The following is a 13,275-nucleotide window of genomic DNA, read 5'->3' on the forward strand; positions in this document are numbered from 1 at the left end:
ATGAAAAGAATTGCAGAAACGTTCGAAAATCTCCGCAATCAGGATAAGACCGCATTCATCCCGTTTTCCGTTGCAGGCTTTCCGGATGTGAATGCGTCGCTGGAAATATTCCTGAAATTGGCCGAAGCGGGCAATGTCGTGGAGTTCGGATTTCCCTTCTCAGACCCGACAGCAGATGGACCTGTGATCCAGCAGGCCGCACACACCGCAATCCAAAACGGGATGAATATGGATGCGGCTTTTGAAATGATCCGAAAGATCCGAACTAGAACGGACACCCCGATTATCTTCTTCAGCTATTTCAATCCCATACACAAGTACGGTCCTGCACGGTTTGCAGCAACTGCAGCAGAGTGCGGCGTTGACGGTGTCCTCGTGGTGGACCTTCCTATGGAAGAATCTCATTTCCTCAAGCCTCAAACCGATGCCGCAGGAATTGCCTGGATCAACCTGGCCACACCGACGACTCCGGAAGCTCGCATTCAAGATATGAACCATAACGGTTCGGGGTTTCTGTATTACGTCTCCAGGACCGGAGTGACCGGTGCAAATGGCGGGCTTCCCACAGATCTTGCACAGCAATGCAGCAAACTCCGCGTATTGTCTGAACTCCCCGTGGCAGTCGGGTTCGGCATAGCAACTCCTGAAGATGCAGCAAACCTGCGGGGACACGCGGACGGCGTAGTCGTCGGAAGCGCTATCGTTTCCCACGTTGCAACCAAGGGAATCGGCACAGAATTGGATTCGTGGCTGAAAACGATGACGGATAGTTTAGCGTGAAGATAAAGAATGAAGAATTGGGGAGGAACTTCGTGTAATCCCGCTTCAGCGGGACTCCCCAACCCCCATCTCAAGAACTTTCAGCTTTCTCCGGACTTGACTATTCATCGCTCGAGGGGAGAGGAAATTCCGAGCCCCAAAGGGGCGATCCAATCGTAGTCCCGCGGGACGCGGGATGCAACCCGTGGAGCAGCACGTCCGTAATTCCTCGTGGACGACCCTGAAGGGGTCTCTGCAAAAAACATCCATGATTCCAAAATCTTATTGGGCAACCCCTTCAGGGTCCGTACGATCCAAGGTTTTGTCTTACCGTGGGTTTGCACCCACGGCTACCTTAGGGCTACCCTTTCACGGCATGGATAAAACGCACCATGCAACTGCAAAGTTATCAATAATTCTCCTCTAAGAGAAATCCTCCCCCCTCTCTCAAAAAGGGGGCAGATACCAATGTGCTTTCAAAGCGGTAATATCTGGGAACCTTTTTTTGTAAAAAGATTCCCGAACCCTCCAAAAAACTTTTAGCACTCGCCCAAGCCCATAGTTTTTCGACAGAAAAACCATGGGCTTGGGCGAATATTAAAAGTTCTTGGGAAGGGTCTGGGAAACACTTCTTACAAGAAGGGTTTCCCAGGTTTTTATCTCTTTGAATGCAAATCTCCTCAAAAATCATCTGTGTTGGGTGACGCCGATTTGATTGCAGCACACCAGAACCGGACATTTGGAGCAGAAAGGAGAGATGGGGCGGCAGATATTCTGGCCCCAGGTCACGAGCAGGTCATTGTACTCGATCCAGTATTCTGCAGGCAGCTTGGCTCTAAGCGCCATTTCTGTCTGTTCGGGTGTCTTGGTGCTCACGTACCCGAGTCGATTGCTCACCCGGTGCACATGAGTGTCCACGCAGATTCCCTGTTGACCGAACCCCAAAGTGATCACCAGGTTGGCAGTTTTCCTGCCCACCCCTTTGATGGTAAGCAATTCGTCCAGGTCGTCAGGAACTTTACCGCCATACTTTTGCAGCAAATCCCGGGCGAGCTGCCTGAGATTCCTGGCCTTGGTTCTATAGAAACCCACGGGGAAGATGAGCTTCTCGATCTCTTCTTCCGGCAGATCGGCAAGCGCTTCAGGAGTGCTCGCCACAGCTAGGAGTCTCCGTGAAGCAACTCTGGTAACATCGTCTTTTGTACGGAGAGAAAGGACTGTACTCACGAGAACGTCGAATGGATCGCGCCTCTTCCGTGATATCTCGGTAACGATTGGTACGGCAAGGGACTCTACAGAGCGTCTCAAAATATCTACTACTCTGTGGATGTCGCAATTGTCTCTCAACCCGTTCAATAGCGTGTTCCTACGCGTTGTCGCACGAGTTCCAGGGTTTTCTCACCGATGTTTCTGGCCTTTTCGGCTCCCATAGCCAGTACTTTCCGGATATAGGTCTCATCTGCAAGCAGTTCCGCTCGTTTTTCTCTGGAATCCTTGAAATAGTCCCACAAGATTCCTACCAGCTCTTTTTTCAAGGTCCCGTACGCGGCCCCACCCTCGATATAGAGACGGTGCACCTCTTCCACCCTGGAGCGTGGAGCGAAATGTCGATAAATCTGAAACAGATTGCAGGTTTCGGGATTCTTCGGCTGATCCACCGGAGTAGAATCCGTCGTGATACTCATTACTTTTTTCCGAAGCTCTTTTTCGTCCAGGAAAATCTCGATGGTATTGCCATAGGATTTGGACATTTTCTGTCCGTCCACCCCTGGAATCGTTGCAATATCGTCGCTGATTTCGCCTTCCGGAATTACGAATGTATCGCCGTACGTGTAGTTGAACTTCAGAGCGATATCCCGGGTAACCTCTATGTGCTGCTTTTGATCCTTTCCCACAGGGACGAGATTCGACTGATAGAGTAGTATGTCTGCAGCCATGAGAACCGGATATGCAAACAGTCCATGATTGGGGCTGATTCCCTTGGCGATCTTATCCTTGTAAGAATGACATCGCTCAAGCAATCCCATGGGGGTTATACAGGTGAGTATCCAGGCGAGTTCGGTCACCTCCGGTACATCGGATTGCACCCAAAAAACGCAGCGATTCGGATCGAGCCCAAGAGCGAGAAAATCCGCGGCCGCCTCCAGGGTACCACGGGCAAGCTTGTCCGGTTCCGCCACACTGGTCAGGGCGTGGAAGTTCACGATAAACACGAACAGCTCCGCTCTGTCCATGTACGACAGCATGGGTTTCATCATGCCCAGATAATTTCCCAGGTGCAGGGACCCGCTGGGCTGAATGCCTGATAAGACTCTCAAGGGAGACTCCTTTTCGATGCATTGTGATTGCTGGATATGGAGCACGCAACACTACAACAGGCACGAGTTCCAACAGTGTAAGATGCACCAGTTGACGTTCACGGTCAATGGTCTTGCACCCGATGCCCGGTTTTTGAGGGCGACCATTCAGTTATGAGGGGGCACTAAGCATTCTGCGCTCTGGAAGGGCGGCCCAATAGTAGCCACGGGTGCAACCCGTGGACAGCGGCACGCCCATAAGCATGGTCCAACGACCCCTAGAAGGGGTCGACCAACAAGACAATAACGCTCAAATGTCGTTGGTGGACCCCTTCAGGGTCTTGAAGACAAGGGACTTGCCACACTGCTTCCGTGGGTTTTGCACCCACGGCTACTGTTGGGCAGCCCCTATGGGGCTGTAGAAAGCTCTTCCACGCGCAACTGAATAAATGCCTTTTGAGGAACAAGCACGTAAAGATTCAATGAGAAAACTATTCTCCCTGGAGGAGTCATAGGTTATTATGCCACGGGCGTCAGCATTCTTCCGAGGCAATCTTGAACTCCATGATATCGCGCGATCGCATACTCACGTTTCTCGCTCTTGGCCTGTTCTTTGTATTTCTCTACATTGCAGATAACCATTTCGATGAATACTCGATTCGCATACTCATAAATATCGCTATCTTCATCATCGTAGCAGTCAGTTACAATCTCATAAATGGAATTACGGGACAATTTTCGCTCCAGCCGAACGCGTTCCTGGCCGTCGGCGCGTACACCAGCGCTCTCCTTACACTTACGCCCGAAGAAAAGCTGAGGAGCTTCATCCTCGAACCCCTTATCTGGCCGCTTTCAGAGATAAGCACCTCGTTTCCCGTTTCCCTCCTTATCGCGGGACTTGTCACCGCATTGGTCGCGTTTCTTCTTGCAGTGCCGGTTTTCCGGGTACGCGGAGATTATCTCGCGATAGTAACCCTCGGATTTGGTGAAGTGCTCCAGGTAATTGCGAATAATCTTGTTCCCGTGACAAACGGACCTCTCGGGTTGAAAGGTCTCACGCCGTACACAAATCTCTGGTGGAGCTGGGGACTGTGCATCTTCACGATTCTTTGCACCGTGCGGCTCGTGAATTCTTCGTACGGCCGGGCAATGAAGGCATTGCGGGAAGATGAAACCGCAGCTCAGGCCATGGGGATAAATGCGTTCTGGACCAAGACGCTGGCATTCGTTTTCAGCGCGTTTTTCGAGGGTATTGCAGGGGGACTCCTGGCGCATCTTATCACTACCATTTCGCCTTCTCTGTTCACTTTTATGCTCACGTTCCATCTCTTGATCATGATCGTAATCGGGGGGCTGGGCAGCACTACGGGAGCCGTGATTGGCGCCGCGCTTATTACCTGGGGCGGTGAGGTCCTGAGATTCGTGGAAGAGCCCATGACCATATTCGGTCACTACTATGAAGGGGTGCCCGGCATGCGCATGGTGATCTTTTCCATCCTGCTGATTTTCGTAATGTTGTTTGCGAGAAGCGGCATCATGGGACACCGCGAGTTTTCCTGGCAGTGGCTGATAGATAATCTGAAAAGGCTTGCAGGAACGATCCGGGGCAAGGCATGACAGATAGGCTTTTCAGCATAGATGGATTGACCGTCGTGTTCGGTGGACTGTCAGCATTGCACCAGTTGAATATCGAGATCGGTCAGGGCGAGATTATCGGACTTATCGGGCCGAACGGAGCAGGAAAGACCACCGCATTCAATGCCATCACAGGGCTCGTGAGACCGACTTCCGGGAGAGTGACACTTCGAAATACCGACATAACAGGATGGGCTCCGGCCCGGGTAGCCAGATTCGGAATAGCCCGCACGTTCCAGAACATCAGGCTGTATGAGGACATGCCTGTACGAGAAAATGTGATGGTCGCTGCACATGCATCCATACGGTACAATTTTCTTGAAGCGGTTTCCGGGCTCGGTCGATTTCGTAGTGATGAACGACGAGTATACGATCAGGCCGACAACCTGCTGGAACTCATGGGACTGACAGAATTCGCGAACGAAAAGGCTCGGGCGCTTCCCTATGGCAGCCAGAGAAAATTGGAAGTCGCCCGAGCACTTGCACTGAAACCCGTGCTTCTCCTCCTGGATGAACCGGTCGCAGGAATGAACCCGAGAGAAACCATCGAATTCAGTCAACTCCTCAGGAAGATCAGGGATGACCTGCATCTGACAATAGTGCTGATCGAGCACGACATGGGATTCGTGATGGATATTTGTACAAAGATTCGCGTCATTGATCACGGCGTCCCCATTGCCTGGGGGACTCCGAAAGAGATCCAGAACGATCCCAAAGTGATCGCCGCTTATCTCGGCGAAGGGTAGGCCTATAATTCATGTTGGATATTCGAGACCTGCACGTTCATTACGATGGAATTCACGCACTCAAAGGAGTGTCCCTTCATGTGGAGGAAAAGCGAATCGTAACGCTCCTTGGGGCAAACGGAGCAGGCAAGAGCACAACAGTGAGGGCAATTTCGGGCATCGTTCCCGCCAGTTCCGGTGAAATACTTTTTCAGGGCATGCCGGTAAACAAGAAACCTGCCCATCTGATCCAACGGCAAGGACTTGTTCACGTTCCGGAAGGCCGCAAGGTCTTTGCCAACCTGACTGTACGCGAGAACCTCATGATGGGCGCGTACAACAACAGGGACAAAGCCGAAGTCAACCAGGTCATGGACATGGTTTTGACCAAATTTCCGATACTCAAAGAAAGAACCGCACAACTGGGGGGGACTCTCTCCGGTGGAGAGCAGCAGAAGCTGACAGTAGGCAGAGCCATGATGTCGAAACCGCGTCTGCTCATTATGGATGAGCCGTCACTGGGCCTGGCTCCTATGGTGGTTGCAGAAGTGTTTCGGATAATCGAGGAGATCAGGAGTGAGGGTGTCACGGTTTTCCTTATCGAACAAAACGCGAACGCAGCCCTCAAGATTGCCGATTATGCCTATCTTCTGGAGACCGGGCGCATCGTGTTGGAAGGCACCGGAGAAAAGCTCCTGAACAATCCTAAAATCAAACAAGCCTACCTTGGTGAGAGTCTCGAGACTGCTTTTCAAGATTGATAAAGCAAAACTTCAAGAAATATTGAGAAGTCACTTGACTCCACGCGCGGGTAATGGTAGGGAAGGGCCCGGCCTCAACCTCGGGGGAGGGAGGGGCCCTTGACCGGCAAACCGGGGGTGAGGATTGAGCAATCCTCGCCACCGGTTTCATTTTGCACGGCCTACAGAGACTCTCCAGATCGATTCACCCGCAGCCGTAAACAGAATCGTCCGAACCCGCAGACAACAAGGCCCTTTACACAAGAGAATTCATGCCTTATATAGATGCTTCATATTGTTAATCGGGGGATCCGTTTTCGATCACATAAAGCGATTGTTTCTCGCATCGTATGCAGCCGGATGAGACCGCCAGGAGGTGTTTTACTCCGCATTCATAGAATGCCGGACTGCAACCATCGAATTTCGGATTTACCTATAACCCCGTCAGAAATTGTCGGGCCCCAGCCGGGTGATGATTTCAAAGAGAGATATTATGAGGGCAAAACCCGAAAAAGCGATCGTCACGCAAGAAAAACCGACTCGAACGATATTCCAGGAGTACGCAGAAGCCTTTGTTGTAGCAGTGATCCTGGCCATCATTATTCGAGCAGTGCTTGTCCAGGCGTTCAAGATTCCGTCAAGCTCAATGGAACCAACTCTTCTCGTGGGCGACCACATACTCGTGAACAAATTTATCTATGGACTCCGCATTCCTTTCACCGATGAACGGTGGCCCAGGTTCAAGGACCCCAAGCGCGGCGATGTAATCGTATTCATCTATCCTGAGGACAGGACCAAGGATTTCATCAAACGAGTGGTGGCAGTCGGCGGAGAAACAATCGAGATTCAAAATAAGAAGGTTTTGATCAACGGAAAAGAGCCACCGGAACACTACGGGCATTTCTTCAGCAATGTAATGCTTCCCGGAGACATGAACCCCAGAGACAACATGCCCCCCGTCAAGGTCCCGGAAGGTACGGTATTCGTTATGGGTGACAACAGAGATTTCAGTCATGACAGCCGCTTCTGGGGGTTCGTACCCATCGAGGATATAAAGGGCGAGGCTTTCATTATTTATTACTCAGGAAAAGATTTCGAACAGGTGCGATGGAACCGGTTCCTCAAGATTATTCGGTAAGGCCGTCCCATGTGCCTATAGTCAGTGCCAAAAATTCTGTCGTTTATCACTCGTGCGAATTACAGGATATTGGTAGGGACCCAGCGTCCCTGCCGGTCCATTCTGTTGATATCATTGATCATATTGAAGATGTGCCGACACGGAGGCACGGCACCCACTAGTATTCCTAAATCTTCAATCGGTCACTAATTTTGGCTGCAAAATCAAGGTAGGAAGTAGAAAGCGAAGCACCTCATTGCTTTGAGAAAAGTTTCCCGCTGGACACGGCACTGCTCTGGTCACTCGGAAGAAGATTCCCTCCAATCCCCATGGGCGTTAACTCAAGCTTATTTTTGTCTTTTGTTCCAGAGGAACATCTGAAAATAGACCGGTGATTCATCGCCGGTTACCTAGGCAATTACAAGGATTTTTGAGTCCTGGAGGGATGGCTGGTTCACTGGTTCATAGGAATCCCGGCAATAAATTACCGGTCTATTTCTTTTCATCCCGCGGGGATGAAGAGATTAGGACAAAGTTAGCGCATATACCTTTAATTCCTGTTGTCTCGGCACTTATTTGCTGCCGAATCCCCCGAAATGTAACCTCGATTGAGGGCATGCGTCCAGGCACTGTGCGCAATTGGTGCACAGGAGATTGCCGCCTTCTTTGAACGGAGCCAATCCCATGGGACAAACTGCTGAACAGTGGTTTTCCGTGCAGCACGGCGACCTTACGGCTTTCACTTTGTTGATGACAGTCATGGTGAATGGAGCACGGAACAGAGAGAGAAACGATCCCGTCGGGCAAAACAACCTGCACCAGAAGCGGGGCAAAACGGCAGTTTCCATCACGAGCAAAGCAGCTATGAATAAGAATTCGGGGGATAGGCTGCGCTCTTTGACGAAAATCATAGCTTCCGTGCTGAATATTCCCGGAGCATGCACGTAGTTCAAAACGGGAATGGAAATCGCCCCTGCCAGGGCTGTGCCAAAAAGCAAGAAACTCAATCTAACAGCGTTCGCCTTAAATGAGCTTTTCACCGGGAGCGCTTTTTCGAGAGGGCGGCGCAATACTCGTTCACCAAAGAATCTCCTGACTTCTGCAGCACCGTCCGCAAGCAAATGATAAGGGCACATCCAGCCACACCAGACTCTCCCGAAAACGAGTGCGAATAATACCGGAAACAGTGCAGCGCCGAGCAAAAGCACCGTCAACCTGCCTGAAGCGAAAACGGCCTGCAGAATCACCACAGGATCGGTAACGCTAAGCCCCCCGATATTTACCGCATAAAGTGTCCCGGTAACCGCATATATTTCAAACAGGTTCAGCACCGGAACCAGAAACACAAACACCAGCACACTAAATTGGACTACTCGCCTGTGAGATCTGTACATCATACCCATGGGGTTTCCAAAGCGATAAGATCGGGGAAACCCTTCTTGAAAGAAGTGTTTCCCCAAGCCCCTTCTCAAGAACTTCTAATATTCGTCTAGCTTGGTATTTTCCGTAGGAAAAACACCAAGCTAGACCAGTATTAAAAGTTTTTGGAGGGGATTGGGAACCTTTTTACAAAAAGGTTCCCCAATGTTATTGCCTTTGAATCCGTGTCAATCCCAGCCTTCGATTTTTTTTGGAGTCTCGTATGGGAAATCGAATTTCGGGAGTTCTTTTGTCCCGTCGATCCGGGACTTTTGTTCCAGGAGCTGTTCTCCTTTCAAAACGCCTGCGGATCCCTGTGCAGGTACTTGAGCGGATTCATAGTGACCTTTGGCTTTACGAAAGTAGAATCCCGCTTCGTCAACCCTTCCCATACCCGTCGGAACGATGTTGACGGCACGTCGGGGGCGGGTAGGACAGCGCTCCACACATATTCCGCACCCTACGCATGCATCCAGTATTTCCGGACAGAGATTCTTTCTCAGTACGATAGCTTTGTCCTGAAGCGGACACACATTATAGCAGGTATTGCAGAGCGCCCCGATTTTCCGCCCGGATTCGTCCGGCAGCACGTCGTGATCCAGAAAAAGATGGCTGTAACAGATGGAGGAATCGATAACTGCACGCCCCATAGTGACTTTTTCCGGAGCCACCAGTTCATTATCAAGCGCACCTGTCGGACAGAGCCTGGAACAGGCCATACACAGGTAACACGCTTTCTGCTCGGGAAATACGTACGGAGTTCCCATGGTGACTCCGAGACCGGCCCTCTTGATCGATCCGTACGGGCACACTTCCAGGCATCTGTTGCACCGGATGCATAGCGCCATGAAATGCTTTTCGTCGACTGCTCCGGGCGGCCTCATTCGATTGTGCAGGAACGTGCCGGTAAACGGATTTTGGCCTTTTGAGAAAATGTTTTGGAGCAGTTCTTTCAGTCCGGACAATGAGCATTCTCCCTGCGGGGGCCAAGTCTGCAAAATTGTCATTGCGAGTGAACCGAAGCAATCTCCCTGGGCTGCAGTTGCACGTCATACCAATTCGTTTTTATGAACCTAATTTGGCCGGCACGGAGGCCGGCCGCCACCAGCTTTTGGTAGGGTCCGGCGTCTCTGCCGGACCTATTGGTTCTATGGTTTTTTTAGCGAAACGGTATCAGAAGATTGCTTCATCGATTCGCTCCTCGCAATGACACTTTCTCAAGTCAACTGGACAAAGTGCAATTGGGGAACTCTCTTGATGAAGAAGGTTCCCCAATTGCCGTGAACAGGAGAATAATCAGCTTCCTGATACTATCTTCTCCACCTCATCCTCGAAATTGATATACATGTGTGTAATATCGAGGATTTCAACGATCTGTGATTTCAAGCGGTCGCAGAGATCTTCGAGTTCGCCCTGGCTTTCAGCTTCCAGATTCACCACGAGCTCCGTTCTTAAATCCGAAACCGCCTGAACCGTGACTTGGGGGAATTCCTCCAGTTGTTTCAAGACGCTCTCATATGAGCCGGGCTCGATGAAAAGAGCGCTTCCTGTAATCACCATATTGTGCCGCCTGTCATGCTCTTGAGGGAAACGGCGTATCCACGCTGGAGATCACGGTCATGTCGGCTACGTCTTTCGGATCTCCGAACCGTTCGATCCTTACCGCACAGATCTTGAATTCCGGTTGTTTCGATCCGTCGTCGAACGCATCTATGGTGACCCGATTGATCATTCTGTCCCAATCCTGATCGAACCAGGGTACGAACAGAATTCCAGGCAAGGAACTCTTCACTACCCTCGCAGGCAAGATGTTGAATCCTCGCCTGCTGATCATTTTGACCAGGTCTCCGTTGTTGATTCCATATTGTTTTGCATCCGACGGATGTATTTCCACGTATGCATTGGGCTGCGACCGGGCTATTTCAGGCACACGCATCGTCATGGTCCCGCTGTGCCACTGTTCTATGACACGACCCGTGGTGAGAAAGAATGGATACTCCTTGTCAGGCGGTTCTTCAGGCCCTTTGTACGGTCTCAGGAATACGTTCGCTCTTCCTTCGTGTTTCTGGTCCGCATAAAAATAGATGAGCGCTTGTGGAGGGACTTTGACGATTTCAGGCATGTCCATGATGGGATCTTTGCCGCGAACGTAGCGCCTCGCTGTTCCGGGGCTCTTCTCATCAGGACACGGCCATTGCAGGCCTTCTTCCATCTTCAGGAGCCGGTCGTACGTGATGCCGTACAGGGAATGCTCCGTCATCTTCACACACTCGCGGTAATCGTCCCAGGCCATCTTGTAGTTCGCTGCAGGATCGTCCCCGTTCCAGGGAATCAGTTTTTCCAGGCCCATGCGTTTGGCCAGTTGAGCTGCAATCCACAGGTCGGGTTTTGCCTCTCCCGGTGGATCGGTACATTTCGAGGTGAGTTGGCTTCTTCGCTCCGAACAACCGTACACTCCGCCTTTTTCATAGATGAAGGCCGCGGGCAGAATCACATCAGCCAACTGAGTGGTTCTCGTGGGAAATATGTCCGCGACGACGAGAAAAGACTCCTTCATGCCCTTGTGATACTTGTGGCAGTTTGGTAACGACTGAGCCGGATTCGTGGTGGTGATGAACATACCTTTGAGAGGCTTGGAAGCGTCGTTTTCGGCTCCGAGCTTTGCGAACATTTCCATGGTGTGGAAGCCGGGTTTCGGATCGATTTTTCCTGCGGGAATCTTCCATGCTTTCTCCACTTGCTCTCGAACCGCTGGATTAGCCACCGGTCTCGTGCCGGGGAGAAGATGGCTGAGCGAACCGGTTTCGCGAACTCCTCCGCACGCGTTAGGTTGACCGGTGAGTGAAAAGGAATCCGCTCCTTCCTTGCAGATGTTTCCCGTAATGAGGTGTAGGTTATGGACCAGATTATTCGCCCAAACACCTCTTGTGCGCTGATTGAGCCCCATGGTCCACAGACTCATGGTCGGGCCCTGGGTCGCGAACAGCCGGGCGGCTTCCACAATGTTTGCAGCAGGGCAGCGGGTGAGCTTTTCCACTGCTTCAGGGGTAAATTGTTCGAGAAATTGTGTGTAAGCGGCGAAATCCACCACCTGCGTGCCTGTGGTAAATCTGCACAAGTTCTCGATGTACCACTTGTCCACCCAGTTGTTCTTCACGATTTCCCGAGCCATGCAATGGAACACCGCGAGATCGGTGCCCGGGTCTGCAGGGAGCCAGATGTCTGCGATTCGTGCAGTGGAAGTAAGCCTCGGTTCGCACACAATCACTTTGATGTTGTCAGGATTGGAGAGTTTCTGTCTCGTTACTCGTCTGAAGATGATCGGATGACACTCAGAGAGATTCGATCCCACGAGAAAGAATGTCCTGGCCTTCTCGATATCCGCGTATGAACCTGCCGGTTCGTCGGTGCCGAAAGTAGTAACATATCCGCCCACAGCGGAAGCCATGCATAATCGAGGATTCCCGTCCACCATATTGGAGCCGAATCCACCTTTCCAGAGCTTGTTGAAGGTGTAGCTCTCCTCTGTCATGCACTGGCCGGAACCGTAATACGCAACAGCATCTTTGCCGTGCTTTTGCTGCAGTTCCATGAACTTCTTCGCGACAAGATTCAGCGCTTCATCCCAGGAGACTCGTTTGAACTTGTCGTCCGCTCCGCGAACCAGCGGATATTTGAGGCGGTCGGGATGGTACATGCTCATGTACCCTTTGAATCCCTTCACGCAAAGAAATCCGAAGTTTGTTGCCGCTTGAGGGTTACCTCGGATAGCGGCTACTCTGCCGTTCTTCACCCCCACGTACACGCCGCATCCGGTACCGCAAAATCTGCATGTGCCTTTGATCCATTTGTCCACATCCACAACATCCTCGGACGCGTGTGACGTTCCTGCAAACGGAATATTCAAAGCCGCTGCCGCGAAACCGGCGGCCGTCATTTTGATCATTTCCCTACGAGTCACGCTCATGGTTTCCTCCACAAAACCGAATAGCGGCCTTTTAGAATCCCGGCACTTTGAACCTGTCTTCCCGTCCGGGCGAGAATTTTTCATACGTCTGTATCTTGTGCACCGTGAACCAGTGGCTCTTGTGACAGTATGAACAATTGGTGACCAGCGCCTGAGCGGGCATGTTATGTACCTGCGCGGAATGACATCCGATGCACACTGCCTTGTCAGGTCTGGCGCGATAATTGTTCACGTCCCCGTGACAGATGCCGCATTTCACGTTATTGATCCCGTGTTTGGACCCAAGCCACTGTTTGTAGTTCTCAGGGGTTTCTTTCTGGTGGCAATCCATACAGTTCTGTTTTCCGAACTGAACCCTGTGACAATCAGGCCGTTCGCCCGGCAGAAGAGGAGGTGCCACGAACTCTCTCCATTTGGGGTCCAGCACACTCGATGTTGCGGGCTTGGGACAGTCGGGGCAATCTTTCTCCTGGCCGCCTACCGGAAGCACCCAGACCGCAAACATAATGGCTGCAAGACAAACGGCTTTTTCCAGCCTGCGAATTCCCGCAGAGGAAACCGGACCGGGAAAGAGGGACAGTAGTACATCCGAGGGCCTTTTCATCTTCTACTCCTG

12 protein-coding genes are annotated in these 13,275 nt (G+C 51.5%); 5 read left to right on the forward strand and 7 right to left on the reverse strand.

Annotated elements, in window-relative coordinates; translation table 11 throughout:
• Positions 1-780, forward strand: coding sequence for a tryptophan synthase subunit alpha (trpA, locus tag DESTI_RS20425; RefSeq protein WP_014811879.1), 780 nt, complete (start codon positions 1-3; stop codon positions 778-780).
• A gap of 666 nt (positions 781-1,446) precedes the next feature.
• Here trpA and DESTI_RS20435 read toward each other — a convergent pair.
• Together DESTI_RS20435 and trpS are read right to left on the reverse strand one after the other, a co-directional pair.
• Complete coding sequence (locus DESTI_RS20435; protein WP_041287387.1) at positions 1,447-2,106, reverse strand: endonuclease III domain-containing protein; 660 nt, start codon at positions 2,104-2,106, stop codon at positions 1,447-1,449.
• A gap of 5 nt (positions 2,107-2,111) precedes the next feature.
• Entirely contained in the window at positions 2,112-3,077 is a 966-nt protein-coding gene (trpS, locus tag DESTI_RS20440; RefSeq protein WP_014811882.1) for a tryptophan--tRNA ligase, read from the reverse strand.
• A 543-nt stretch (positions 3,078-3,620) separates the two neighbouring features.
• Here trpS and DESTI_RS20445 point away from each other — a divergent pair.
• The 4 genes from DESTI_RS20445 to lepB all read left to right on the forward strand — a co-directional run bounded on the left by DESTI_RS20445 (position 3,621) and on the right by lepB (position 7,294).
• Positions 3,621-4,673, forward strand: coding sequence for a branched-chain amino acid ABC transporter permease (locus DESTI_RS20445; RefSeq protein WP_041286360.1), 1,053 nt, complete (start codon positions 3,621-3,623; stop codon positions 4,671-4,673).
• Positions 4,670-5,437 carry an ABC transporter ATP-binding protein gene (locus tag DESTI_RS20450; protein ID WP_014811884.1) on the forward strand — a complete coding sequence of 256 codons (768 nt, stop codon included), beginning with the start codon at positions 4,670-4,672 and terminating at the stop codon, positions 5,435-5,437. The genes DESTI_RS20445 and DESTI_RS20450 overlap by 4 nt, the downstream gene beginning before the upstream one ends.
• Before the next feature lie 11 nt (positions 5,438-5,448).
• Positions 5,449-6,177, forward strand: coding sequence for an ABC transporter ATP-binding protein (locus DESTI_RS20455; protein WP_014811885.1), 729 nt, complete (start codon positions 5,449-5,451; stop codon positions 6,175-6,177).
• A gap of 472 nt (positions 6,178-6,649) precedes the next feature.
• Positions 6,650-7,294 carry a signal peptidase I gene (lepB, locus tag DESTI_RS20460; RefSeq protein WP_014811886.1) on the forward strand — a complete coding sequence of 215 codons (645 nt, stop codon included), beginning with the start codon at positions 6,650-6,652 and terminating at the stop codon, positions 7,292-7,294.
• Positions 7,295-7,845: 551 nt separating this feature from the next.
• Here the strand turns inward: lepB and DESTI_RS20465 are convergent.
• The 5 genes from DESTI_RS20465 to DESTI_RS29195 form a co-directional block, all read right to left on the reverse strand.
• On the reverse strand, positions 7,846-8,670 hold the full coding sequence (locus DESTI_RS20465) for a 4Fe-4S binding protein (protein ID WP_169316387.1): 825 nt from the start codon (positions 8,668-8,670) through the stop codon (positions 7,846-7,848).
• 210 nt (positions 8,671-8,880) lie between these two features.
• On the reverse strand, positions 8,881-9,657 hold the full coding sequence (locus DESTI_RS29190) for a 4Fe-4S dicluster domain-containing protein (protein ID WP_014811888.1): 777 nt from the start codon (positions 9,655-9,657) through the stop codon (positions 8,881-8,883).
• Between the two features lie 331 nt (positions 9,658-9,988).
• The gene (locus DESTI_RS20480; protein WP_014811889.1) at positions 9,989-10,252 is read right to left on the reverse strand and encodes a chaperone NapD; all 264 of its coding nucleotides are present in this window, start codon (positions 10,250-10,252) and stop codon (positions 9,989-9,991) included.
• 13 nt (positions 10,253-10,265) lie between these two features.
• Complete coding sequence (locus tag DESTI_RS20485) at positions 10,266-12,659, reverse strand: molybdopterin oxidoreductase family protein (RefSeq protein WP_014811890.1); 2,394 nt, start codon at positions 12,657-12,659, stop codon at positions 10,266-10,268.
• Between the two features lie 31 nt (positions 12,660-12,690).
• Entirely contained in the window at positions 12,691-13,263 is a 573-nt protein-coding gene (locus tag DESTI_RS29195; protein WP_014811891.1) for a hypothetical protein, read from the reverse strand.
• Positions 13,264-13,275: the final 12 nt, after the last annotated feature.

This window comes from Desulfomonile tiedjei DSM 6799 (assembly GCF_000266945.1).
In the GTDB taxonomy this organism is placed as follows: Bacteria; Desulfobacterota; Desulfomonilia; order Desulfomonilales; family Desulfomonilaceae; genus Desulfomonile; species Desulfomonile tiedjei.

What these genes read in the sequence shown, in the direction of transcription:
- trpA (WP_014811879.1), top strand. Translation starts at nt 1, where the DNA reads ATGAAAAGAATTGCAGAAACGTTCGAAAATCTCCGCAATCAGGATAAG.
- DESTI_RS20445 (WP_041286360.1), top strand. Translation starts at nt 3,621, where the DNA reads ATGATATCGCGCGATCGCATACTCACGTTTCTCGCTCTTGGCCTGTTC.
- DESTI_RS20450 (WP_014811884.1), top strand. Translation starts at nt 4,670, where the DNA reads ATGACAGATAGGCTTTTCAGCATAGATGGATTGACCGTCGTGTTCGGT.
- DESTI_RS20455 (WP_014811885.1), top strand. Translation starts at nt 5,449, where the DNA reads ATGTTGGATATTCGAGACCTGCACGTTCATTACGATGGAATTCACGCA.
- lepB (WP_014811886.1), top strand. Translation starts at nt 6,650, where the DNA reads ATGAGGGCAAAACCCGAAAAAGCGATCGTCACGCAAGAAAAACCGACT.
- DESTI_RS20465 (WP_169316387.1), bottom strand. Translation starts at nt 8,670, where the DNA reads ATGATGTACAGATCTCACAGGCGAGTAGTCCAATTTAGTGTGCTGGTG.
- DESTI_RS20480 (WP_014811889.1), bottom strand. Translation starts at nt 10,252, where the DNA reads ATGGTGATTACAGGAAGCGCTCTTTTCATCGAGCCCGGCTCATATGAG.
- DESTI_RS20485 (WP_014811890.1), bottom strand. Translation starts at nt 12,659, where the DNA reads ATGAGCGTGACTCGTAGGGAAATGATCAAAATGACGGCCGCCGGTTTC.
- DESTI_RS29195 (WP_014811891.1), bottom strand. Translation starts at nt 13,263, where the DNA reads ATGAAAAGGCCCTCGGATGTACTACTGTCCCTCTTTCCCGGTCCGGTT.